At 59.4% G+C, this 24,980-nt stretch carries 17 protein-coding genes and 1 pseudogene; 10 read left to right on the forward strand and 8 right to left on the reverse strand.

Features of this window, described 5'->3' with window-relative positions; genetic code table 11:
- Position 1: 1 nt before the first annotated feature.
- Positions 2-772: a ParA family protein gene (locus ACM6IT_RS14920; protein WP_015093167.1), complete on the forward strand. Its 771-nt coding sequence runs from the start codon at positions 2-4 to the stop codon at positions 770-772.
- A 93-nt stretch (positions 773-865) separates the two neighbouring features.
- On the opposite strand, the gene trxC is transcribed toward ACM6IT_RS14920, so the two are convergent.
- The 4 genes from trxC to ACM6IT_RS14940 all read right to left on the reverse strand — a co-directional run bounded on the left by trxC (position 866) and on the right by ACM6IT_RS14940 (position 8,031).
- Entirely contained in the window at positions 866-1,300 is a 435-nt protein-coding gene (trxC, locus tag ACM6IT_RS14925; RefSeq protein WP_223541753.1) for a thioredoxin TrxC, read from the reverse strand.
- 73 nt (positions 1,301-1,373) lie between these two features.
- On the reverse strand, positions 1,374-2,837 hold the full coding sequence (selO, locus tag ACM6IT_RS14930; RefSeq protein ID WP_414918248.1) for a protein adenylyltransferase SelO: 1,464 nt from the start codon (positions 2,835-2,837) through the stop codon (positions 1,374-1,376).
- Between the two features lie 48 nt (positions 2,838-2,885).
- The gene (gene mscK / locus ACM6IT_RS14935; protein ID WP_414914193.1) at positions 2,886-6,254 is read right to left on the reverse strand and encodes a mechanosensitive channel MscK; all 3,369 of its coding nucleotides are present in this window, start codon (positions 6,252-6,254) and stop codon (positions 2,886-2,888) included.
- Between the two features lie 34 nt (positions 6,255-6,288).
- Positions 6,289-8,031 (reverse strand): potassium/proton antiporter, encoded by a 1,743-nt coding sequence (locus tag ACM6IT_RS14940; protein ID WP_056725589.1) that lies wholly within the window; start codon positions 8,029-8,031, stop codon positions 6,289-6,291.
- A 328-nt stretch (positions 8,032-8,359) separates the two neighbouring features.
- On the opposite strand from ACM6IT_RS14940, the gene ACM6IT_RS14945 reads away from it, so the two are divergent.
- The 4 genes and pseudogenes from ACM6IT_RS14945 (at position 8,360) to ACM6IT_RS14960 (ending at position 10,921) form a co-directional block, all read left to right on the forward strand.
- Positions 8,360-8,569 (forward strand): hypothetical protein, encoded by a 210-nt coding sequence (locus ACM6IT_RS14945; protein ID WP_056725587.1) that lies wholly within the window; start codon positions 8,360-8,362, stop codon positions 8,567-8,569.
- Positions 8,566-8,868 carry a cell division protein ZapA gene (locus ACM6IT_RS14950; RefSeq protein ID WP_007981180.1) on the forward strand — a complete coding sequence of 101 codons (303 nt, stop codon included), beginning with the start codon at positions 8,566-8,568 and terminating at the stop codon, positions 8,866-8,868. The genes ACM6IT_RS14945 and ACM6IT_RS14950 overlap by 4 nt, the downstream gene beginning before the upstream one ends.
- A gap of 145 nt (positions 8,869-9,013) precedes the next feature.
- A pseudogene (locus tag ACM6IT_RS14955) lies at positions 9,014-10,057 on the forward strand (cache domain-containing protein); the annotation flags it as partial.
- A gap of 132 nt (positions 10,058-10,189) precedes the next feature.
- A complete protein-coding gene (locus tag ACM6IT_RS14960) occupies positions 10,190-10,921 on the forward strand; it encodes a methyl-accepting chemotaxis protein (protein ID WP_414914298.1) in 732 nt (243 codons plus the stop codon).
- A gap of 119 nt (positions 10,922-11,040) precedes the next feature.
- Here the strand turns inward: ACM6IT_RS14960 and ACM6IT_RS14965 are convergent, their stop codons facing one another.
- Together ACM6IT_RS14965 and putA are read right to left on the reverse strand one after the other, a co-directional pair.
- Complete coding sequence (locus ACM6IT_RS14965; RefSeq protein ID WP_409078554.1) at positions 11,041-12,843, reverse strand: acyl-CoA dehydrogenase; 1,803 nt, start codon at positions 12,841-12,843, stop codon at positions 11,041-11,043.
- 213 nt (positions 12,844-13,056) lie between these two features.
- Complete coding sequence (gene putA, locus ACM6IT_RS14970) at positions 13,057-17,007, reverse strand: trifunctional transcriptional regulator/proline dehydrogenase/L-glutamate gamma-semialdehyde dehydrogenase (protein WP_414918249.1); 3,951 nt, start codon at positions 17,005-17,007, stop codon at positions 13,057-13,059.
- 460 nt (positions 17,008-17,467) lie between these two features.
- Here putA and putP point away from each other — a divergent pair, with 460 nt between their 5' ends.
- The 4 genes from putP to ACM6IT_RS14990 all read left to right on the forward strand — a co-directional run bounded on the left by putP (position 17,468) and on the right by ACM6IT_RS14990 (position 22,398).
- Positions 17,468-18,952 (forward strand): sodium/proline symporter PutP, encoded by a 1,485-nt coding sequence (gene putP / locus ACM6IT_RS14975; RefSeq protein ID WP_414914196.1) that lies wholly within the window; start codon positions 17,468-17,470, stop codon positions 18,950-18,952.
- A gap of 289 nt (positions 18,953-19,241) precedes the next feature.
- Entirely contained in the window at positions 19,242-20,654 is a 1,413-nt protein-coding gene (locus ACM6IT_RS14980; RefSeq protein ID WP_414918250.1) for a PAAR domain-containing protein, read from the forward strand.
- Positions 20,655-21,241: 587 nt separating this feature from the next.
- On the forward strand, positions 21,242-21,628 hold the full coding sequence (locus tag ACM6IT_RS14985; RefSeq protein ID WP_414918251.1) for a hypothetical protein: 387 nt from the start codon (positions 21,242-21,244) through the stop codon (positions 21,626-21,628).
- 440 nt (positions 21,629-22,068) lie between these two features.
- Complete coding sequence (locus ACM6IT_RS14990; protein ID WP_414918252.1) at positions 22,069-22,398, forward strand: hypothetical protein; 330 nt, start codon at positions 22,069-22,071, stop codon at positions 22,396-22,398.
- 209 nt (positions 22,399-22,607) lie between these two features.
- Here the strand turns inward: ACM6IT_RS14990 and ACM6IT_RS14995 are convergent, their stop codons facing one another.
- On the reverse strand, positions 22,608-23,102 hold the full coding sequence (locus ACM6IT_RS14995) for a DUF2165 family protein (RefSeq protein WP_056725574.1): 495 nt from the start codon (positions 23,100-23,102) through the stop codon (positions 22,608-22,610).
- Positions 23,103-23,309: 207 nt separating this feature from the next.
- Here ACM6IT_RS14995 and ACM6IT_RS15000 point away from each other — a divergent pair, with 207 nt between their 5' ends.
- Entirely contained in the window at positions 23,310-24,146 is an 837-nt protein-coding gene (locus ACM6IT_RS15000; protein ID WP_223541749.1) for a 23S rRNA (adenine(2030)-N(6))-methyltransferase RlmJ, read from the forward strand.
- Between the two features lie 99 nt (positions 24,147-24,245).
- On the opposite strand, the gene msrA is transcribed toward ACM6IT_RS15000, so the two are convergent.
- On the reverse strand, positions 24,246-24,896 hold the full coding sequence (gene msrA, locus ACM6IT_RS15005) for a peptide-methionine (S)-S-oxide reductase MsrA (RefSeq protein WP_414918253.1): 651 nt from the start codon (positions 24,894-24,896) through the stop codon (positions 24,246-24,248).
- Between the last annotated feature and the right edge of the window lie 84 nt (positions 24,897-24,980).

Below are 24,980 nucleotides of genomic sequence, written 5' to 3' on the forward strand. Positions count from 1 at the left end.
CATGCGGCGCGTGGTGTTCAATCAGAAAGGTGGCGTTGGCAAATCCAGCATTGCCTGCAATCTGGCGGCGGTCAGTGCCAGCGAGGGTTTTCGCACCTTGTTGGTGGATCTCGATGCCCAGGCCAACTCCACTCAGTACCTGACGGGGCTCACCGGTAGCGATATCCCGATGGGCATCGCCGATTTCTTCAAGCAGACGCTGTCTTCCGGGCCGTTCTCCAAAAAGAATCAGGTCGACATCTACGAAACCCCCTTCGATAACCTCCATGTCATTACCGCCACCGCCGAACTGGCGGACTTGCAGCCAAAACTTGAAGCCAAGCACAAGATCAACAAGCTGCGTAAGTTGCTTGAAGAGCTGAGCGAAGACTACGACCGGATTTACCTCGATACCCCGCCCGCGCTGAACTTCTATGCGGTTTCAGCGTTGATTGCCGCTGATCGTGTATTGATTCCCTTCGATTGCGACAGCTTTTCACGCCAGGCACTGTATGGCCTGATGGCGGAAATCGAAGAGTTGAAGGACGACCATAACGAAGGCCTGGAAGTCGAAGGCATTGTCGTCAACCAGTTCCAGGCCCGCGCCAGCCTGCCCCAGCAGATTCTCGATGAGTTGATCGCCGAAGGCCTGCCGGTGTTGCCGGTGTACCTGGCCAGCTCGGTACGCATGCGCGAATCCCACCAGGCCAATACGCCACTGATCCATCTCGACCCGCGGCACAAGCTGACCCAGCAGTTTGTCGAGTTGCACAACCTGCTGGAAAACGCCTGAAGATCAAAAGATCGCAGCCTGCGGCAGCTCCTACAGATTGGGCGCTGATGTCCTTGTAGGAGCTGCCGCAGGCTGCGATCTTTCCGGGCAGTCTCAGATCCCCTGGCTACGCAACCAGCTCATCAACTGCGGTAACGGAAAAGCCCCGCTCTGCCGGGCGACTTCCCGGCCGTTCTTGAACAGGATCAGGCTCGGAATCGAGCGAATCCCCAATTGCGCCGACAACTGCTGGTTCGCCTCGCTGTCCAGCTTGGCCAGTCGGCACTTGCCCACCAGTTGCCCGGCCGCCTGCTCGAACACCGGTGCAAACGACTTGCACGGCCCGCACCAGTCCGCCCACACATCCACCAGCAGCGGCAGATCGCCCTTGATCTGGCTGGCGTAGTCGCCTTGTTTCAATTCAAACGGTTTGCTCAGCAGGACTTCAGCCTTGCAGCGCCCGCACTTCGGGTGGTCGTTCAGGCGCTCGGCGGGAATGCGGTTGAGGCCGTTGCAGTGGGGGCAGGGGATGAGGAGTGGGTCGGTCATGACAAAACGTCCAGTCGAAAGCGAATGATCCTTATCTGGAGACAGGACTGCAGATTTTCAATCGTGCAGTGCCTCACGACGAACAACTGATCTCCAGGTGCTTGCCCCATTCCGGTGGTCGCTCGGCGTAGCTTTGCATCCCCGGTTGTTCCTCGAACGGATTGCTCAGCACGGCGTGTAGCCGGCGGACTTCCGAGTAGTCGCCGTTCTGCGCCGCCTCGATGGCCTTCTGCGCCAGGTAGTTGCGCAGGATGTACAGCGGATTGACCGCGTGCATCCGCTGGCGGCGCTGCTGTTGATCAAGCGTGCCTTCACGTGCCACCCGGGCGACGTAGAGTTCGCCCCAGGCATCAAAGCCCTTGAGGTCGACGAAGTCATCACGCAAGCGGGTGATGGCCTGTTCCGGTGCTTCATCACCCAGGCGGCGGAAAAACAGGCTGTAGTCGACGCCGCTGTTTTGCATGAGTTGCAGCAGGTTCTCCAGCAATTTCTGGTCGTCATCCTCCGCGGTGGTCAGGCCGAGGCGGCGGCGCATCAGGTCCAGGTAATGAGCCTGGAACAGCGGCAGGTACAGGCCGAGGGTTTCGCGCAGGGCTTCGACGCTGATGAACGGCGTCAGGGCCTGGGCCAGGGCGCTGAGGTTCCACTGGCCAACTGGCACCTGGTTGCTGAAGGAGTAACGGCCCTGGTCGTCGGAGTGGTTGCAGATGAAGTTGGCGTCGAAGTCGTCGAGGAAGGCGAACGGGCCGAAATCGAAGGTGATGCCCAGGATCGACATGTTGTCGGTGTTCATCACCCCGTGGCAGAAGCCATACGCCTGCCATTTGGCGATCAGTTCGGCATTGCGCTCCACCACTTCGCGGAACATCGCCAGGTACGGCTCCGGTTGTTCCAGGCACTGCGGAAAATGCATGGCCAGCACGTGATCACCCAGCTCTTTCTGCTGCTCGGGGCGCTTGGTGTAGTAGAAGTATTCGAAGTGCCCGAAGCGCACATGGCTCGGCGCCAGGCGCAGGACCATGGCCGCGCGCTCCTGTTTTTCGCGCCACACCGGGGTGTCGGAGCCGATCACGCACAGGGCGCGGGTGGTCGGGATATTCAGCGCGTTCAGGGCTTCGGAGGCGAGGAATTCGCGGATCGACGAACGCAGTACCGCCCGACCATCGCCCATGCGCGAGAACGGCGTCTGGCCGGCGCCTTTTAGGTGCAGGTCCCAGTGTTCGCCGGCCTCGTTGTACACCTCGCCGAGCAACAGGCCACGACCGTCGCCCAGTTGCGGGTTGTAGGAACCGAACTGATGCCCCGAATAGACCATCGCCCTTGGAATTGCGTCGGCCCAGAGCTTGTGGCCGCTGAACAGTTCGGCGAACTCCGGGGTTTCGGCCACGGCCGGGTCGAGGTCCAGCAGCGCCATGGCGGCGGGGCTGGCCACGACCAGGCGCGGATTATCGATGGGCTCGGGCAGCACATGGGCGGAAAACGCATCGCCCAGGCGGTCGAAGCGGTTATCGAAAGTGAGTTCGTCGAGGGCTTTCAAGGGCCGGCTCCAGCAGAATGTCCGAGCATTCTGCTGGGGAAAGTCCGGTTAGTCGAGTTTGGCGGCGGGCGGTTCTTGCGCTGGCTTGCCGTCGACGATCGGCACGATGGTTTTCGCTTCCGGTTCGATCGGCACCATCTTGTATTCCTGGCCGTGCAGGTTCTTGAGGTAGACCTCCATCTGCCGGAACGAGATGTTGATGTGCTGCTTCTTGAATTCGCGGTTGATGAAGCGGTTGACCTCGTCGAGCACGGGGTTGCGGTCGCCGAGATCGCGCACGTGCATGCGCAACTCGTGGTCGAGGGTGCTTTCGCCGAAGTTGAGGAAGTACACGTGGGGTTCCGGGTCTTTCAGCACGCGCGGGTTATCCCGTGCGGCCTTGAGCAGCAGCTCTTTCACCAGGTCCAGGTCCGAGCCGTAGTCGACGCCGAGCTTGAGGGTCACCCGGGTGATGGTGTCGGTCAGCGACCAGTTGATCAGTTGCCCGGTAATGAACGTCTTGTTCGGGACGATGATGTCTTTGCGGTCGAAGTCGGTGATGGTCGTGGCACGGATGCGAATCTTGCTCACGGTGCCCGACAGGTTGCCGATGGTGATGGTGTCACCGATCCGCACCGGGCGTTCGAACAGGATCATGATGCCGGAAATGAAGTTGGCGAAGATCTCCTGCATGCCGAAACCGAGGCCGACCGACAGGGCCGCCACCAGCCACTGCAGCTTGTCCCAGCTCACGCCGAGGGTCGACAGCGTCGAGACGAAACCGACGCCGGCGATCACATAAGACAGCAGTGTGGTGGTGGCGTAGGCGCTGCCCTGGGCAAGATTCAGCTTCGACAGCACGAACACTTCGAGCAAGCCCGGCAGGTTGCGCGCCAGGGCGAAGGTGATGCCGATGATGATCAGCGCGCCGAGCATGTCGCCGATGCTGATCGGTACCATGCTCATGTTGGCGCCGGTACCGCTGGTGTATTCGTAGAGGGTGACGTTGTCCAGGTACGAGAACACCGTGATCAGGTCGGCCCAGACCCAATACAGTGCCGCCATGAAGCCGCCGAGCAGTGCCAGGCGGATCAGGCGCAGGGACTGTTCGTTGACCTTCTCGATGTCCATCGTCGGTTCTTCGATCACCGCTTCGCCATCGCCGGCCTCTTTGGCGGCCAGCCGCTTGGCCAGGGCGCGCTGGTAGGCCAGGCGCCGCGCCGCCACACTGAGGCCGCGCACGAAGGTGGCTTCGATCACCAGCCAGAACATCAGCAGGTACAGGGTGTTGATCAAACGGTCGCTGAGCTTCAGCGCGGTGTAGTAGTAGCCGAAGCACACCGCCACGAACAGGGCGACGGGCAGGGCGGTGAACAGGACCCCCACCAGTTTGCGGAACAGCGAAGCGTTTTCGTGGGTCGGGCTGCTGCTGAGCAGGCGGCTGAGCAGCAAGGTCATCAAGGCGTAGCAGATCAGCACCACCGGCATGCCGAGCACGTCATCGGCCAGTGCCGCCGGTTGCAGTTCGGCAACGGCGACGACGGTCACCAGTGCCATCACCACGATACCGAGGCGGCGGATCCATCTGCGCAGGAATTCCACCTGGGGCTTTTCCCAACGGAAATGCAGTTCTGCCACACCACCTGGCGCGAGGATCCGGTAGGCGGTGTAGAACACCAGCCAGGCCCCGGCCATTTGCAGCAGCGCCGCGCCCATATTGGCGTTCTGTCCACGGGCGTCGATCTGCAAGGCCAGCCCGCACAAGGCGAGGCCCAGGGAAACCGGCATCGCCAGCAGAATGTTGATCAGAATCGCCTGCGGCGTGTGCCACTGGCTATCGCGCTTGAAGTGACCGATGTCCTGGTGAACCTTGTTCAGTCGCGCGTACAGATTCTTGCGCCGCCACAGCAACGCGCCGATCAGCAGGGCCAGTGGCAGGAACAGCAGTGGGCGCTGGGTCAGGCCGTCGGTCAGTTCGCTCAGGCTTGACAGTACCGGCAGCGAGTCGAGTTGCCGCTGCAGGCGATCCGGCACGCTGTGAATCCACTCCAGGTCCAGCGGCTTGTTACTGGGAATCCAGAACATCTGCTCATCCAGGGTCGCCCGCAGGCTTTGCGCGGTGCTGAGCAATTGCTTCTGGTTCAGTTGCAGGGTGATGGATTCATTGAGCACCGCACTCAGCTCGCGGTTCAGTCGCTCCAGCAGGTCGGCGCGGGTGGTGGCCAGCTCCATCAGGCTTTTGCGCAGCTGCGCCGTGACTTGCTCGGGGGGTTGGGTCGACAGCAGGTTTTCGACGTAGGTGGTCGGGTTGCTCAGCAATTCCCGTTGCTGGCTGACTTCGAACTGATACAGGCGAATGTCGGCGATCTGGTCGGCCAGGTTGCGGTCGAGCCGCAGGCGCGGCAACGCCTGTTTCTGTTTGTAGAGAATCTTCGAGAGCAGCAGGCTGCCTTTGAGCACGTTGATTTGCTCGTCCAGGGCCGCATCGCTCTGGGTCAGGCTGTCCAGTTGCTGCTTGGTCTGCAGGTTCTGCTGGGTGACTTCGTTCAGGCGGTCGGTGCTTTTGAGCAGGTAGTCCGAGAGCTTCAGGTTGGCCGCGCTTTCGGTGGCCAAAAGGCTGCTGCCGCCGGCCTTCTGCGCTTCGATGGATTGCTGGGTGACCGTTTCCTGGGACAACGCCAGGCGCTTCTGGTTGATCAGGGTTTGCAGTTCCTGGATTTCCCGATCCAGGCGGTCGGACCGCTCCGACAACAGGTCATGCTGGCTGTTGCCGAGGTCTTGCAACTGGGTATTGCCGGCCAGTTCCTGGCGCCGCAACGGGATCAGGGCGTTCAGCGCTGCCAGCTCGGCATTGAGCTGGTCGCGCTGCTCGGGGCTCAGGGTCTTGCCGGCGTCTTTGCCGTTCTTGAGGGTGTTGTTGATCTGCTGAATGCGCGTCTGGCTGCTGGATATCTCCGCCTGGGCGCGCTCGGGGCGGGTCTGGGCGGTGATGATCAGGCTGTTGGCATCGGCCAGGGCCTTTTGCAGGTCGCTTTGCTGGGTGGAGCGCTCGGTGAGCAATTGTTCCAGCTGCTGGATCGGTTCCTTGGCGAAACGCTGCGCCACCGGCACCACGGAACTGGCCTTGAGGCGGGTCAGTTCACGCTGGTTCTCGATGGTCTGTTTGGGCGCACTGCTCAATTGCTGCTTGAGCGCGATCAGCTTCTGCTCGTAGTCGCGCTTGTTGTTGAGCTGGTTCAGCGTGCCTTGCAGGACCGATTGCAGGGCCTTCTGATCGGCTTCCGGCAGTTTGCGGTCGGCAATCTTGTCCAGGCTCGCTTGCACGGCTTCGCTGGAAGGCGGTTCGGCCGCTTGCGCCGCTTGCGATAAACCAAGGGTGCCGACAGAGAGACTCAAACCCAAAAGGGCAATGGCGAAAATGGAGCGCAGGTTAGGCATAAAGACCGGTCAAGCAAGTGAGAGTGGAAGCAGTTTAGAGGAAGAGTCCGGGGCCCGGGCGACTTCCTTCGGGGAATCTGACGCCCACTTTACCGATCTTGTTCCCGTCCATGACGGCCACGGTCCAAATGGTGTTGTTCCATTCCACCTGGTCACCCACCACCGGCGCGCCGCCAACCTTCTGGGCAATGAAGTGGCCCAGGGACATGTCCGGATCGATGCCTTCGACCTTCAGGCCATACAGTGCCGCAACCGCGGCCAGCTGGGCGTCTCCTTCGAGTACGAAGTCGCCGAAGAAACGCAGATCGAGGCCCCGTTGCGGCGCTTGGCTGAAGAGTTTTCCGAGGGCCGGCAGGTTGTGTTCATGGCCGATAACACACAGCAAATCATCGACTTCCAGTACCGTACTACCCGACGGATGGAGTAATTGTTGGCCACGAAACAAAGCGGCGATACGGGTGCCTTCGGGCATTTTCAGCTCGCGCAGGGGTGAACCGATGCACCATTTTTCCGCGCCGAGGCGATAGACGAACAGCTCCCACTCGCTGGTGACGTGTACTTCCAGGGCCGAGCGGGAGATGGGCGCCGGCTCCGGGGGCACCGTCACCTTTAGCAGCTTGGCGACCCATGGCAGGCTCGTGCCCTGAACCAGCAGCGACACCAGCACGATAAAGAACGCGAGGTTGAAGTACAGCTGGGCGTTGGGCAGGCCGGCCATCAGCGGGAACACCGCGAGAATGATCGGGACCGCGCCGCGCAGGCCGACCCAGGAAATGAAAGCCTTTTCGCGACCATGGAATGCCTTGAACGGCAGCAGGCCAACCATCACCGACAGTGGCCGGGCAAACAGAATCATCCACAGCGCCAGGGCCAGTGCCGGCAAGGCGATAGGCAGCAGGTCGTGAGGCGTCACCAGCAGCCCCAGCACCAGGAACATGCCGATCTGCGCCAGCCAGGCCATGCCGTCGAGCATGTGCAGGATGCCGTGGCGGCTGCGCACCGGACGGTTGCCGATCACCAGGCCGCAGATGTACACCGCCAGGAAGCCGCTGCCGTGCAGGGCGTTGGTCAGGGCAAAGACGACCAACCCGCCGGCGATGACCAGAATCGGATACAAACCGGTGGCCAGATTGATGCGGTTGACCAATTGCAGCATCAGCCAACCGCCACCGAGACCGATGACGCCGCCGATACCGAACTCGCGCAGCAAGTGGGTCAGCAGGCTCCAGTGCAGGCCGGTCTGGCCGCTGGCGAGCATGTCGATCAGGGTGACGGTGAGGAACACCGCCATCGGGTCGTTACTGCCGGATTCGATTTCAAGGCTGGCGGTTACCCGTTCATTCAGGCCCTTGCCACCCAATAGCGAGAACACCGCGGCGGCGTCGGTGGAGCCGACGATGGCGCCGATCAGCAGGCCCTGGATCAGATTCAGGTTGAACAGCCATGCGGCCGCCATGCCGGTCAGCCCGGTGGTAATCAGCACGCCGACCGTGGCCAGAGAGAGCGCCGGCCATAACGCCACGCGAAAACTCGACACCCTGGTGCGCAAGCCACCGTCGAGCAGGATCACTGCCAGTGCGAGGTTGCCGACCAGATAAGCCGTGGGGTAGTTATCAAAAAGAATGCCGGCGCCATCGACACCGGCCACCATGCCGACGGCCAGGATGATCACCAGAATCGGGATGCCGAGGCGGGACGAAAGTGAGCTCACCAGAATGCTTGCACCTACCAGCAACGCGCCGATCAAGAACAGGCTGTTGATGGTCGTCGCATTCAAAGGCAGTACTCCAAAAAGCTGAAAGGCGGGCGCAAACTGACCATGCAGTCTGCGTGCCAGCGATTCTAACCTGTTGAAATGTGATGCTGTCAAAAAGGTTTTGTGTCATCACAGAGCGCCGGACTGAGGTCTTGAGCGCGTCTCGTTTCCACCGGTTGCACCTTGTGGCGACGAAGTGCAGGAACCAGATTGGCCAATCACAGTCTTTAAAACTCGCGAGGAAGGTTGCCCGTCAGCAAAATCAAGGCTTTGCGCCTGTATAACCCTGGCATCCAGGGTGACTTTTCTTTATCGTACGCGCCCTTTGAAAATGCCCGGAAAAATCAAAATGTTGGAAGCATCCCTTAGCCAATTGGAACAACTGGTCAGCGACCTGGTGCAACAGAACCAGAACCTGGCCGCGGAACTGGCCCAGGCCAAAGATGAAAACGAAAGCCTGCAACTGAGCCTGATGGAGCACGAAGAAAAGCAAGGCGCCACGGCGGCTCGCATCCAGGCCCTGGTTGAGCGCGTCAGCGCAGGCCCTGTCAGCGCATGAGTTACAACGCCGCAGGGGTAAAAGTCGTCTCGATCCTGGGGGAGGACTATTCGATCAAGGCACCGGCCGGGGAAGAACAGACCCTGCTGGACGCCGCGATGATGTTGAAGGCAGCCCTGGCCGAAACCAAGAGGAAGTACCCGACGCTGATCGGTGACCGACTGCTGGTGCTGGCGGCGATGAATCTGTGCTCCCAGCAGATCGAAATGCAGAAGCAGCACAAGCTCGAACTCGACCGTTACCAAGAGCAAGTCAGCGCCACGGTTGAAGTGATTTCCAAGACGATCAATCAGGCCTGATCGGCTTTGCGCACAACCAAAGAATAAATTGTCGGTTGGCTTGTATACAATCGGCACGGCTGTTGCAGTGTTTCAGCCTCTTATTCTTTGGGGGTGCTCCATGCAGTTCTGGCGACGCAGTATTCAATGGCAGTTGATCCTGAGCATGGGCACCGCTCTGCTCGTCAGTATCCTGATCGTGGTTGGCATTTATACCCTGGTGGTCAACCGCCTCGCCCAGAGCTATCTGGTCGAGCAAGCCTTGCCGTCGAGCATCGAAGCGATGCGCAACGATATCGAGCGGGTCCTCGTTCAACCCCTCACCGCCGCCAAGGACATTGCCAGCAACAGCATGGTGCGCAACTGGTTGGCCGGGGGTGAAGACAGTGCCCAAACCGCAAGCTTCGCGCAGTACCTGGAAGGCATCCGCGCCGAGTACAAAGCCTTTACCGCGCTGATCATCGGCACCGCGTCCAGCCATTACATCAGCGAAAAAGGCCTGGACCGCACCCTCAGTCGTTCCAATCCCAAAGACGCCTGGTTCTACTCGTTCCTCGACAGCAACCAGCCGCGCACCCTCAATATCGACAATGACACGGCGACCGGAGAATTGGCGCTTTTCATCGATCTCAAGGTGGAGCAGGCGGGCAAAATCGTTGGTGTTGCGGGTCTTGGCCTGAGCATGAAAGAGCTGTCGGAGCTGATCCACAACTTCAGCTTCGGAGAGCGCGGCAAGGTCTATCTCGTGCGTTCGGATGGTTTGATCCAGGTGCATCCCGAGGCGCAATTCAGCGGCAAACGTACCTTGGCCGAGCAGATTGGTGCTACGGCAGCGCAAGCGGTGATGGGTCAACTCTCTACCTCCAAAGCGTCCGCCACCAACAGTGGCTTCCAGCGTGATGGCGAAGATTATCTGGCGTTGAGCTTGCCGCTGCGCGATCTCGGCTGGACCCTGGTGGCCGAAGTGCCACAGTCGCAGATCTACGCCGAAGCCCGCCGCGCCATGTGGATGAGCAGCGGGATCGGCCTGGCTGTCGCGCTGGTGTGCCTGTTGCTGGTAGTACTGCTGGCCCGTGGGTTGGTACGGCCGATTCGTCAGGTAACAGCGGCACTGGTTGCCATCGGTAGCGGTGGTGGAGATTTGACCCACCGGTTAGATTCCAGCCGTGCCGATGAGCTGGGCGACCTGGCCCGTGGGTTCAATCGGTTCCTGGACAGCCAGCGCGACATGATTGGTGAAGTGCTGACCACCAGTGAACGCCTGCGCACGGCGGTGGTTCAGGTGGCCAAGGTTGTGGATAACACCGCTGAACGTTCCGGTCGCCAGCAGGAAATGACCGACATGGTCGCCACTGCTGTCCATGAAATGGGCCTGACCGTTCAGGAAATCGCGCAGAATGCCGGCAACGCAGCAGTCGCGTCGCAAACCGCTCGGGATGAGGCGATGCAGGCGCGGGAAGTGGTGGGTGGCTCGATCCGCCATATCGAAAGCATGTCTGACGAAATCGGCATCGCGGCCAGCGCTGTGGGTGAGTTGGCGCATCAGGTGGCGTCCATCGATCAGGTGCTGGCGGTGATTCGCGGGATTTCCGAACAGACCAATTTGCTGGCGCTCAACGCCGCTATCGAAGCGGCGCGGGCCGGGGACATGGGGCGCGGGTTTGCCGTGGTGGCCGATGAAGTGCGGACGTTGGCGCGACGCACACAGTCATCCACCGACGAGATCCAGCAGATGATCGGCAGCCTCAAGCAAGGCGCGGAGAATGCGGTGTCCTCGATGCATTCGGGGCAAGCGGCGACGGGCACGGGTGTTGAGTCGAGCCAGCGCACCGGGGCTTCGTTGACCGCGATTACCGGGCAGGTCGAGCGCATCAGCGACATGAACCATCAGGTGGCGACGGCGACGGAAGAGCAATCGGCGGTGACAGAAGAGATCAACCGTAACGTGCAGGGCATTTCCGATCTGGCCCGGGCGACGGCGGGGGAGGTCAGGGCCTGTCGGGATGTTTGCCAGACGTTGCAGCGCTTGGCGGATGATCTGGCGCGGCAGATGGGGGGATTCAAGCTGAGCTAGAAGCTCAAAATCAAAAGATCGCAGCCTTCGGCAGCTCCTACATGGATCTGATATACACCCTGTAGGAGCTGCCGAAGGCTGCGATCTTTTTTGTGGCCATTACACCAATCTATACCTGATCAGAACCACTCATCCTGCATCCCCAGGCAAACATCATCCCGCGCCTCAAGAATCGCCAGCTCATGGTGGCAGCCCGGTACTTCCCACGTCAGGAAATACCGCGCCGCCTGCAGCTTGCCTTTATAGAAGCTCACATCCGCCGCACTACCCTTGGCCAAACCTTCCTCGGCACGGATCGCCTGCTCCAGCCAGCGCCAGCCAATCACCGTGTGACCAAACACCTTCAGGTACAACGCCGAGTTCGCCAGGCTGCTGTTGACCTTGCCTTGGGCCAGGTCGGTCAGCAGGCCGATGGTCACGGTTTGCAAACGAGCAACCAGTTTTTCCAGCGGTTCACGCAGCGGCGTCAATGAGTCAAACGCCTGTGCTCGCTCGCCAGTGTCGGCGATCAGGCGGATCAGTTGCTTGAGTCCCGCGCCGCCGTTCTGCGCCAGTTTGCGACCCAGCAGGTCCAGTGACTGAATACCGTGGGTGCCTTCGTGGATCGGGTTCAGGCGGTTGTCGCGGTAATACTGCTCCACCGGGTATTCGCGGGTGTAGCCGTGGCCGCCGAGGATCTGGATCGCCAGTTCGTTGGCCTTCAGGCAGAACTCCGACGGCCAGGATTTGACGATCGGCGTCAGCAGGTCCAGCAGTTCATGGGCCTGTTTGCGTTCGGTTTCGGTCGCAAGGGTCGTGGTGTCATCGAACAGCCGCGCTGCGTACAGGCCGAGGTCGAACGAGCCTTCGACGTAGGCCTTTTGTGTCAGCAGCATGCGCTTGACGTCGGCGTGATTGATGATCGCCACCGGCGCGGTGTTCGGGTCCTTGCTGTCCGGCACGCGACCCTGCGGACGCTCGCGGGCGTATTCCAGCGAATACAGATAGCCCGCGTAGCCAAGCATCACCGCGCCCATGCCGACGCCGATGCGCGCCTCGTTCATCATCTGGAACATATAGCTCAAGCCCTGGTGCGGCTTGCCCACCAGATAGCCGACACATTCTCCGTTATCGCCGAAATTCAGCGCGGTAGAGGTGGTGCCGCGCCAGCCCATCTTGTGGAACAGACCGGCGAGCAGCACGTCGTTGCGTTTGCCGAGGCTGCCGTCATCGTTGACCAGGAATTTCGGCACAATGAACAGCGAAATGCCCTTCACCCCGGCTGGTGCGTCCGGCAGCTTGGCCAGCACCATGTGCACGATGTTTTCCGACAGCGGGTGATCGCCACCGGAAATGAAGATCTTGTTGCCCTTGAGGCGATAAGTGCCGTCGGACGCAGGTTCCGCGCGGGTACGAATATCCGACAGTGACGAGCCGGCGTGGGGTTCGGTCAGGGCCATGGTGCCGAAAAAGCGCCCGTCGATCATCGGTTGCAGGAAGCGCTGCTTCTGTTCGTCAGTGCCGAAGCTTTCGATCAGGTTGGCCGCGCCCATGGTCAGGAACGGATACGAGGTCGAAGCCGCGTTGGCGGACTGGAAGTGCGAAAAACAGGCTTGGGACAGCAAGGTAGGCAGTTGCATGCCACCAGCGTCGAAACTGCGCGCGGCGTTGAGGAAACCGGCTTCGAGGAAGGCATCCACCGCCGGTTTCACCTCTGGAATCAGAATCGCCTGACCGTTCTCATAGCGCGGCTCGTTCTCGTCGCCCTTGCGGTTGTGCGGGGCGAAGAACTTCTCGGCAATGCTGCGGGCGGTGCCAATGGCCGCATCGAAGGTCTCGCGATTGTGCTCGGCGAAACGCTCACGCTGGGTCAGGCCCTCGGCATCGAGGACTTCATACAGCTCGAAAGCCAGATTGCGGGAACTGAGCAACGTCTCGGACATGGCGACCTACCTTTTATTGGAATGGGCCGAGTCTAGGCGTGGGAATAAAGACTGAACAGGATGATTGATGTGCGTGATACAGAAGCAAAAGATCGCAGCCTTCGGCAGCTCCTACATTGGAATGCGATCCCCTGTAGGAGCTGCCGAAGGCTGCGATCTTTTGATCTTGCTTTTAAAACTCGGGCAGCCGTAACTGCCCGGTCGTGTTGCGGTTTAGCCGATCGTCATCAAACTGGCATTACCACCCGCCGCAGCCGTGTTAACGCTCAACGCCCGCTCGATCACCAAACGCTCCAGCGCAATGTTGGTTTCGCCCTGCGACAGACCCTGCACACCAACGATGGCGCCAGCACGCTTGGCAACCTGCTGGCACACCGCACGCAACTGGTCGGAGTGGCCGTGATGCACAACCGCATCAAACACCACTTCGTCCTTGTTCCAGTCGGAAACCAGCTTGATGCGCGCCTGAATATCCTTCGGCAGACGTGCGAACAAGGCTTTGGTCATGTCGGCTTCCGGCCATACCGCCGAACCACCGACAGCCAGGACCGCCGCCAGTTGAGTCAGCAGATCGCCTTCCACTTCCGCCAGGCAAAGTACGTGCTCGCGCGGCAAGATCGCATAGCTATTGCGCTCACCGGTCGGGCCTGCCAGAACGCGGGTGATGCCGCTTTGCGATTGCGCGGCGAACTGTACGCACAGGGTGCTCAGATCGGCGAACTTGTGGCTGTCGGCCCAGGCTTTCAGGGCGTTCAGCGGTTTGCTCATGGTGTCGCGCAGGCGAACGTCCGGTGCTGCGGCAGCATCGCCACGAGCGAAGGATTGTTCGATCGCATCCGCAGGACGGGTCGACAACAGTCGGTACAGATACAGAGGACCACCGGCTTTCGGGCCAGTACCCGACAGGCCTTCGCCGCCGAATGGCTGCACACCGACCACTGCACCGACGATGTTGCGGTTGACGTAGACGTTACCGGCGTTGACGTTGTCGATCACCTTGGCGATGGTCTCGTCGATGCGGGTGTGCACACCCAGGGTCAGGCCGTAGCCGGAAGCGTTGATCTGGCCGATCAGTTGATCGATGTCCTTGCGCTTGTAGCGCACCACGTGCAGCACCGGGCCGAAGATCTCCCGCTGCAACTCGTCGAAGCTTTCCAGTTCGATCAGGGTCGGCATCACGAAGGTGCCGCGTTTGACCTCTTCAGCGTCGGCGATGGCCACCTGGTACACGCTGCGACCTTTGTCGCGCATGGCCTGGATGTGCTTCTCGATGCCAGCCTTGGCTTCGGCGTCGATGACCGGGCCGATGTCCACGGACAGGCGCTCAGGGTTGCCGAGACGGCTTTCGGCCATCGCGCCCTTGAGCATTTCGATGACACGGTCAGCGGAATCTTCCTGCAAGCACAGGACGCGCAGGGCCGAGCATCGCTGACCAGCGCTGTCGAAGGCCGAGGAAACCACGTCGATCACGACTTGTTCGGTCAGCGCCGAGGAGTCGACGATCATTGCGTTCTGGCCGCCGGTTTCGGCGATCAGCGGGATCGGACGGCCCTGGCTGTCCAGGCGGCCGGCAATGTTGCGTTGCAGCAGGCGAGCGACTTCGGTGGAGCCGGTGAACATCACGCCTTTGACGCGATCGTCGCCGACCAGGCCGGCACCGACGGTTTCACCGCGACCCGGCAGCAGTTGCAGCACGCCTTCCGGAATGCCGGCTTCGAGCAGCAGGCGCACGGCCTGAGCCGCGACCAGCGGAGTCTGTTCCGCAGGCTTGGCCAATACAGGGTTACCAGCGGCCAGCGCAGCAGCCACTTGGCCACTGAAGATCGCCAGCGGGAAGTTCCACGGGCTGATGCACACCACAGGGCCCAGCGGGCGGTGAGCGTCATTGGTGAAATCATTGCGTGCCTGCACTGCGTAATAACGCAGGAAGTCCACGGCTTCACGCACTTCGGCGATGGCGTTGGCGAAGGTCTTGCCGGCTTCGCGGGCCAGCAGACCCATCAGCGGCTGGATCTCGGCTTCCATCAGATCGGCGGCGCGTTCCAGGATCGCAGCGCGTTCGGCGGGCGGCGTGGCCTGCCAGATCGGTGCAGCGTTCAGGGCGCACTGGATCGCGTTGTCGACGTCTTCGACGGTCGCTTCCTGCACATGGCCGACCACATCGCGCAGGTCGGACGGGTTCAGGACCGGTGCCGGCGCTTCGCTGCTGGAGGCGCAACCGAGCATCGGCGCGGCTTTCCAGTGGTTGTGCGCGGTGGCGAGCAGGGCGCAGGACAGGGACGCCAAACGATGTTCGTTGGCCATGTCGATGCCGCTGGAGTTGGCGCGCTCGGAGCCGTACAGGTCACGTGGCAGCGGAATGCGCGGGTGCGGCAGGCCGAAACCACCTTCCACGGTCGCCATCTGCTCGATGCTGGCTACCGGATCGGCCACCAGTTCCTGGATCGAAATCGACTGGTCGGCAATACGGTTGACGAACGAGGTGTTCGCGCCGTTTTCCAGCAGACGACGTACTAGGTACGCCAGCAGGGTTTCGTGGGTGCCGACCGGAGCGTACACGCGGCACGGACGGTTCAGCTTGCCTTCGGAGACTTTGCCTACAACCTGTTCGTACAGCGGTTCACCCATGCCGTGCAGGCACTGGAACTCATACTGGCCCGGGTAATAGTTCTGACCGGCGATGTGATAGATGGCCGACAGGGTGTGGGCGTTGTGCGTGGCGAACTGCGGGTAGATGACTTCCGGTACCGACAGCAGCTTGCGGGCGCAAGCGATGTAGGAAACGTCGGTGTACACCTTGCGGGTGTAGACCGGGTAGCCTTCCAGGCCTTCGACCTGGGCGCGCTTGATTTCGCTGTCCCAGTACGCGCCTTTTACCAGGCGGATCATCAGGCGATGACGGCTGCGGCGAGCCAGGTCGATCACGTAGTCGATTACGTACGGGCAACGCTTCTGGTAAGCCTGGATCACGAAGCCGATGCCGTTCCAGCCAGTCAGTTGCGGCTCGAAGCACAGGCGCTCGAGCAGATCCAGCGACAGTTCGAGGCGGTCGGCTTCTTCGGCATCGATGTTCAGGCCGATGTCGTATTGCTTGGCCAGCAGGGTCAGCGACAGCAGGCGCGGGTACAGCTCGTCCATCACGCGCTCGTACTGGGCGCGGCTGTAGCGTGGGTGCAGGGCGGACAGCTTGATCGAAATGCCCGGGCCTTCATAAATCCCGCGACCGTGGGAGGCTTTGCCGATCGAGTGGATGGCTTGTTCGTACGAGGCCAGGTATTTCTGGGCGTCGTGCTCGGTGAGTGCGGCTTCACCCAGCATGTCGTAGGAATAGCGGAAGCCCTTGGCTTCGAACTTGCTGGCGTTGGCCAGGGCTTCGGCGATGGTTTCGCCGGTCACGAACTGTTCGCCCATCAGGCGCATGGCCATGTCGACGCCCTTGCGGATCATTGGCTCGCCGCTCTTGCCGATGATGCGGCTCAGGGACGACGTCAGGCCGGCTTCGTTATGGGTGGCGACCAGTTTGCCGGTCAGCAGCAAGCCCCAGGTGGCGGCGTTGACGAACAGCGACGGGCTGTTGCCCAAGTGCGGGTGCCAGTTGCCGGTGCTGATTTTGTCGCGGATCAGGGCGTCGCGGGTGCCTTTGTCCGGGATGCGCAGCAGCGCTTCGGCCAGGCACATCAGCGCCACACCTTCCTGGGACGACAGGGAGAATTCCTGCAGCAGGCCCTGAACGATGCCGGCACGGCCGCCGGCGCTCTTCTGGTTGCGCAGTTTTTCAGCAATCGAGGCGGCGAGTTTGTTGGTGGCCTCGGCCATTGGTGCCGGCAGGCGAGCCTGCTCGATCAGCATCGGCACGACTTCCGGCTCAGGGCGACGGTAGGCGGCGGTAATCGAGGCGCGCAGTACCGATTGCGGCAGGATGCTTTCGGCGAATTCGAGGAAGCACTGGTGGGCGTGATCCAGAGGCGCATCGACGCTGTCGTCGGAATCCTTGGTCAAACCGTTCAGCTCGGACAGGGTTGCACCACCCTCGAGTTTTTCCAGGTAATTGAAGATTGCCTGCTTGATCAGCCAGTGCGGCGTGCGATCAATCGAGGTCGCGGCGGCCTTGAGGCGTTCGCGGGTCGGGTCGTCAAGTTTGACCCCAAGGGTGGTGGTAGCCATGTTTTTATCCTCATGTTTGCCACGACTGCGTGGCATCAGCTGGCGGCAAGATTAGCCGTGCGACTGTTGAGGTGCAACCGGGTGCAACCCTTTTTTTGTCGGAATATTACGCAGCTCGTCAGGAAATAAATTCTGGTACCACGGTCCCGCCTCTGCTTGGTGCTTTTTAGGTTGGTCAGCCTCCGTTCTTGCTCCGAAAAGGAGCAAAAAACCGGGTTTGAAATTTATTTCCGACTGGGTGCAACTTATTCTCGAGAAACTGGTTGCACCTTATTTGCTTTGTTGAATAGCATTCGCGCCCAAGGTGCAACCCGGAAAAAACCGGGTGCTCCGGCTGATGGCTTTCCTGGGGAAACATCAGTCATAAATGCGCGGGAATCCGGATCGTCTGTCAAACGTATGCGTTTGCGAGCGGTTCACCAGCCGCCGCTACATAAAAACAAAGCCAGGGCGTAACTTAATGAGCGTAAGCAATCCAACCCTGATCACGTTCGTGATCTACATCGCAGCAATGGTGCTGATCGGCTTGATGGCCTATCGCTCCACCAACAACCTTTCCGACTACATTCTGGGCGGCCGCAGCCTGGGCAGCGTTGTGACCGCACTGTCCGCCGGTGCCTCCGACATGAGCGGCTGGTTGTTGATGGGCTTGCCCGGCGCGATCTACATGTCCGGTCTTTCCGAAAGCTGGATCGCCATCGGCCTGATCGTCGGCGCCTACCTGAACTGGCTGTTCGTCGCCGGCCGTCTGCGTGTGCAGACCGAGCACAACGGTGATGCACTGACCCTGCCGGACTACTTCGCCAGCCGTTTCGAAGACAAAAGCGGCCTGCTGCGGATCATCTCCGCGGTCGTGATCCTGGTGTTCTTCACCATCTATTGTGCTTCCGGCATCGTGGCCGGTGCCCGTCTGTTCGAAAGCACCTTCGGCATGTCCTACGAGACGGCGCTGTGGGCCGGTGCCGCGGCGACGATTGCCTACACCTTTATCGGCGGATTCCTGGCTGTAAGCTGGACCGATACCGTACAAGCCACCCTGATGATCTTCGCGTTGATCCTGACGCCGGTTATCGTGCTGCTGGCCACCGGCGGCGTCGACACCACTTTCCTGGCCATCGAAGCGCAAGATCCAAGCAACTTCGACATGCTCAAGGGCACCACTTTCATCGGCATCATCTCGCTGATGGGCTGGGGTCTGGGCTACTTCGGCCAGCCGCACATCCTGGCGCGTTTCATGGCTGCCGATTCGGTTAAGTCGATCGCCAAGGCCCGTCGCATCTCCATGACCTGGATGATCCTGTGCCTGGGCGGCACCGTGGCTGTCGGCTTCTTCGGTATCGCCTACTTCTCGGCGCACCCGGACATGGCTGGCGCAGTCTCCGAGAACCACGAGCGTGTGTTCATCGAACTGGCCAAGATCCTCTTCAACCCATGGATCGCGGGTATCCTGCTGTCGGCCATCCTGGCTGCGGTGATGAGTACCCTGAGCTGCCAGTTGCTGGTGTGCTCGAGCGCCCTGACCGAAGACTTCTACAAGACCTTCCTGCGTAAATCCGCTTCCCAGGTTGAGCTGGTGTGGGTCGGCCGTGCCATGGTGCTGTTGGTTGCCCTGATTGCTATCGCACTGGCGGCCAACCCGGAAAACCGTGTACTGGGTCTGGTGAGCTACGCCTGGGCCGGTTTCGGTGCCGCATTCGGTCCGGTCGTGCTGATCTCCGTAATCTGGAAAGACATGACTCGCAACGGCGCACTGGCCGGTATCCTGGTCGGCGCGATCACCGTGATCGTGTGGAAACACTTCGAACTGCTGGGCCTGTACGAAATCATCCCTGGTTTCATCTTCGCCAGCCTGGCGATCTACTTCGTCAGCAAAATGGGCACGCCGACTGCCGGCATGTTCCAGCGTTTTGCTGCTGCAGAGAGTGATTACCGCCTGAACAAGTGATGAGAGGTGGGTTGAACTCTACCCATATCCTGATAAAAGAACGGCTCGCAGCTTTATGTTGCGGGCCGTTTTTTTTTGCTAGCCAAGTCCAAAAAACAAGCATTGGCCCTCCAATATCCGTGGTCCTTTTCAGTATTGGTCGTGAGAAATTTCCTGATTTTCTCGGCTGTCTTGAGTTTCCTTTCCGTCCACGTACTTTGCGTTAGGCCGCTCATCCCGAGTCGGCGATATCCATCGTTAACAGTGGCGCGTTCTCATAACTGAGGCGCCGTAGAAAGGGAGAACAGCAATGGCCAAGGGATACTTCATTCGCGAAGGTGACGAGACCACTTGCGGTGGCAAAGTTTTGGAGGGCGATACTCATATCATGATGTTTGGCTTCGCCCATGCGCGCGACGGTGATCGGGTTTCCTGCGGAAAAGACAATAAAATCTACGTGATCACTGGCGGTGTTTCATACATCAAAAGCAACGGCAGGATGGTGGCGGGATCGCTGGATAGCTTCAGTAGTTGTCCTTGCAACGCCGGGCTTATCCCATCGCAGTCCACGGCGAAGTACGAGTCCAACCGCAGCGCGGAAACACACACCATGCGGGCCGCCACAGGGCAGGCTTCGCCCGCTGCAACCGGCGCTCCGGTCGTGTCACGATCATCCAGCTACGCGCCTGCATCAAGCTCTCCCGTGCCGATGCGTGACAACAGCGCGCAAGCAGCAGAGCCAGGCTTTTACATCGTTCCGAAGAGCACCACGCGCGAAGAGCTTGAAGCCTCGCTGTTCACCCTGCGCGACCCGTCGGTGATGGGTAAATTCAAGCTGCTCAATCCCAACCTGGGCGACGTCAAGGCCGGCTCGATGATCGTGCTGAGCGACCCCAATAACTACCAGTGCACCCGTGAAGAAGCCCTGCTCATGGACGTGGCAGCCAGGACCAACCAAGTGCTTGAAACGCTCAGCCCGGAAGAGGCGGATTTCATGGTGCAGCACCGTGATGCCATCCAGACCTTCCTGGGCCATGGCTCGACCGCAATAGGCGTTGGCGCGAGTATTCTCAAAAACAATCTGGATAACGTCAGCGACACCCTGAGAAAAATCGAAGCGTTGCATCAGCATTCATTTCTGCGCGATGGCCACTTGAGTTCACCAACGTTTCTGGCAGAGCGCCAAAAGCTGCTCGCTCAACTCGATATCCACCTGACAAGCCTGACGCGCAAAGGTATCGGTTTCCCCGACCACCCCAATTTGAATCGTGCAATGTTCCTCTCGCCTCCCAGCTTGGTTCATCGCTGGACTGAAGCCGGTGGTGTAGGGCAGATGCCGGGATACGCTACTCACATTGAGGGTGTGGCCGGGGCTTCCAAGTACCTCAAGTATGGTGGTTGGGTCGGCACGGCCATTGGTGGAGGGGCGTCGGCTATGAAGGTACAGGAAGTGTGTACGGCGGGAAGTGCCGAAGCTTGCGAACGAATCAGGTTTACGGAAGCGGGGAGTTTTGCGGGTGGGATTGGGGGCGGTGCATTGGCAGGCGGGATAACTGCTCCGTTAGTAGGAGTTCTCTGCATCGGGCTAAGTGTACCTACAGCCGGCCTTGCGCCATTGGCATGCGGTATTTTGGTGGTTGGAGTCGGTTCATACGCTGGAGGAGAGTTGGGCGGTGCATTCGGTGAAATGGTTGGCGATAAAATTTACGACTCTATGAAATGACTATCGCTGATGTAATATTCATTAGTGTGTGTGGTCTCGTTATTATTGGCCAATTCCTGTGCATTGGGGCAGCTTTGTATCTGAGTCACACTAAGGGTGACTTGATGTCATCGCACTTCAAAAGCAGCTCATCCCTCCTGACTCTCGGCATATATAAACGTTCAAGCCTTTATGGCAGGATGCAGTTGATAGGAAACATCTCTAGTATTCTTACATTTCCTAGGTTTTTCCTTAAGCGAGGTCTAGCCAGTGCTGAGGACATAGATAGCTTCCCGCTCTCACTTAAGCGTCAGCTTGTAATGCTGCAATGGAGTTTTATCGGACTTATCGTTGCAATGGTATTGCTGGTCATAATAGGGAAAGCGGATCTCCTCCATTAGTCGAAAAGTGGGCAGCCGACCTGGTGGTGTGCCCATTATTTACACCCGTTCGCTGCTCGGCCTGAACAGATGGATCGAAAACAAATGAAGCCCCGAGTAAAGAAATGCAAAAAATGTGGAGTGCTGGATAGAGAGGGCTTATCGCTAATAGAAGGTCGGCACTGTCTTTCATGTCAATTAAAAATATACGAGGCAGGAAGCTTTAATATGTTGAAGGAGGCGCCGCTGCGATTAAAAGTCATACTCGGTGGGGTTTCTTTGGTTTTTATAATGCTTTCAGTGTACGCAATTTATCATCAGCATCTCCTTTTGCCTAGAGGCGCTCGCAGCCAACCATTTATGGTAGAGTTTTCAGGGCTTGGAGTACTAATGCCGGTATTTTCATTAACGATGTTCTCAATAAGCTTTTTGTCTTTAATTATTTCAAATTATCATCGGCGCTCTAGCGAGAAAATCTATAAAAAAATAATAAAGAATAGCTTTTACGCGGGTTGGGTTTTGTATTTTATTTCGATATTTTTTTCGGAAATAATTAGGAAGCTAGCAGTTGGCGATTTACAAGCGCCTCGCAAGTCTCAGCAGCGCTTTGAATGAGGCACATGAGCTGTTTGGCATTAGAGGGGAAGGTCCATCGACAAGGCTCTTCCTTTGTGCCATTCAGTCTCAAATTTATTTGGTGGATTGGAGCTGTTGCGGTTTTTCCGGGCAGGGTCCTAGGACTTTTCCTTCAAAACCTAACGGTTTTCATGAACTGGTGCGATGTGAGTTCCATCGATAGTCTTTGGCGGTCACTGACCATTCAGTGGTGGGGTGTAGGAACCTCTCGAGACCGTTAGAGCTACGTTGGCGTCAATGCCTGGTTTACGGCCGTTTGCATGCGGCCGTAAGATCAGTTGCGGCGGCTATGCGCGGGCACGCTTCGGCGTGGTCGAGTTTTGCTCTAAGGGTCTCGATATTCCTACCCCGTGCATAGCTGCCACCCTAGCCCGTAGGAAGGCTAATGGCAGATCCATTTCCTCCTTAGAGCGTTAAAAATGAAATCAATACATCCCGACCCGCCCTACGAAAAACCAATCCCCCATCCCGACAACCGCTTCCTGGCATTGACCAGCAACTGCAACGACATGCCCACCCTGTTCGTCGACACCCACGCGCCACTCGACATTCTCACCGATGCCGCCAACTACAGAATCCGCGCAGTCACCCAAGTGCTTGAGAACCTGTCCATGCGCGGTTCGATTGAGTGCGAGTCCTTCATCCTCAGCGATTTCGCCTTACTCTGCGCCATTGCGTTGCGCGATGGCTGTGATGTGCTGGATGTGGTTGGGCGGCGGTTGCGGGCGGGGCCTACAGCGGCGGCATAAGATCAAAAGATCCTGGGCTTCATCTTCGCCAGCCTGAAGCTCTATATCGTCAGTAAATTGGGTGCACCGTCTACGGGCACGCTGCAGCGATTCGCCGCGGCGGAAAAGGAGTTCATGTTGAACAAATTAGGCTTCCGGCGAGGCATTTAGCTTCCTGATTGAAGAAGGCGGCCCGCATCCGATGGATGCGGGCCGTTTTTCATTGGGGATCAGTCAAGATCGGCATCGGGCTGATTCAGAAAGATCAGCACACCCAGTATTGCCATGTAGAACCTGAAGGCTGCGTCCTGACCATTCCAGATGTCGGATTGCCACATCAGAAACCACTCACCTCCAACCACCATGAAGCCGAAAAACCACACGAAAAACCCTGTCGTCAAGCCCGCTACGGCCCACTTCCTGGCCAGTCTGAATTCATGCCCACCGGCTGACCGTGAGCGCCAGAGCTGTAGTGCGCCGTAGCCGAGAAGTCCACAGGTAATGGCTTCGCCAAGGATGATCAGCCAGTAAGCTCCATGCCACACCCAAGGCAGATCAATTGCGCGATACCGGGCGGCGTTGTCTGGGAAGGTGGTATCCATGCTCAGCACATGCCGGACGAAGTTGAAGTTGGAACTGTAGTCGGTGATGTTGTTGAACACGGTCATGAAGGCGAATGCGGCGAGCGCCAGGGTCATTGCAATCTTTGCGTAGCGAATGGTCATTTGTGCGTCCTTTGCTTTTTTCGACAAAGAACGCTATCACGCCGGTTTGCAGGTTCGGGAATCTTCCTGTTGTGAGGCGTTTCTGAATTTGTCGATCGATGGTGCGTGCTTGTTGCCACTATGAATGCTCGAAGTGTCCGCTCAGCCGCCAACCCCTGACTTGCCGGCCGGTAAAAGGTAAACTCCCCGGCCTTCGCAGGAGCAACCATGAATTATCGTCACGCCTTCCATGCCGGCAATCACGCCGATGTGTTCAAACACCTGACCTTGACCCGCCTCATCGCCCTGATGTCGCGCAAGGAGCAGCCGTTTGCCTATCTCGATACCCACGCCGGCATCGGTCTGTATGACCTTCAGGGTGACCAGGCCAATCGTACCGGTGAGTACCTGGAAGGCATTGCGCGTTTGTGGGATCAGCCGGATCTGCCGATCCTGACCGCTGATTACATGCAGGTGCTGCACGAGATGAACCCGGATGGCCAGTTGCGCTATTACCCGGGGTCGCCGGAGTTGGCGCGGCGTCTGACCCGCCCGCAGGACCGTGTGTTGCTCAACGAGAAGCACCCGGAAGACGGCCTGCTGCTCAAGGACAACATGGCCGGTGATCGCCGGGTCAAGGTGCACTTGGGTGAAGGCTGGCACGTGCCGCGGGCCTTGCTGCCGGTGCCGGAGAAGCGTGCGGTGATGTTGATCGATCCGCCGTTCGAGAAGCTCGACGAGATGCAGCGCTGTGCCGCGTCGTTGAAGGAAGCGATTGGCCGGATGCGCCAGACCGTGGCGGCGATCTGGTACCCGGTGAAGGATCAGCGTGCCCTGCGCCGCTTCTATCAGGACCTTGCCGGTACTGGTGCGCCGAAGTTGTTGCGGGTGGAGTTGCTGGTGCATCCGCTAGATACGCCCAACAGCCTGAACGGTTCCGGGCTGGCGATTGCCAATCCGCCTTGGGGGCTGGAGGAAGAGTTGCGTGAACTGCTGCCGTGGTTGTCCCGGAAGCTGGGGCAAACCCAGGGTGGGTGGCAGATGGATTGGTTGATTGCCGAGTAGTAGCTGCATGATCAAAAGATCGCAGCCTGCGGCAGCTCCTACAGGGCTATGCGTACACCCGTAGGAGCTGCCGAAGGCTGCGATCTTTTGTTTTGGCGATCAGATCGGGCAGGTCACGCCGGTACCACCAATGCCGCAATAACCTTCCGGGTTTTTCGCCAGGTATTGCTGGTGATACGTCTCGGCAAAGTAGACGGTCGGGGCCTGGTCGATTTCGGTGCTGATTTCACCGAGGCCGGCCTTGGACAGCTCGGCCTGGTAGGTTTCCTTGCTCTTGAGCGCCGCGTCCAGTTGTTCCGGGCTGGTGGCGTAGATCGCCGAACGGTACTGGGTGCCGATGTCATTGCCCTGGCGCATGCCCTGCGTCGGGTTGTGCAGTTCCCAGAACATCGCCAGCAGTTCTTCGTAGCTGACCTTGGCCTTGTCATACACCACCAGCACCACTTCGGTGTGGCCGGTCAGGCCCGAGCAGACTTCTTCGTAGGTCGGGTTCGGCGTGAAACCGCCGGCGTACCCGACCACGGTGCTGACCACGCCTTCACGCTGCCAGAAGCGGCGTTCCGCGCCCCAGAAGCAGCCGAGGCCGAAGATCGCGAAGTCGACGTCTTCGAAGAACGGGCCGAGCAAGGGGGTGTCTTTAAACACAAAGTGCTTTTCAGGCAGGGTCATCGCGGTTTCGCGACCGGGCAGAGCTTGTTCTTTAGTCGGGAGCACGTTTTTGTTCACCAGAATTTCCGAGCGCAGAACCATGATCAGTCCTCTCAGTCAGGTTGGGTTGTAAATAAACAGGCCGTCAGTGTGCCCAATACCTGCCCGATACGCACTACCTTGTGG

The sequence above is a fragment of the Pseudomonas sp. IT-P4 genome (assembly GCF_949767755.1).
Classification (GTDB): domain Bacteria; phylum Pseudomonadota; class Gammaproteobacteria; order Pseudomonadales; family Pseudomonadaceae; genus Aquipseudomonas; species Aquipseudomonas monachiensis.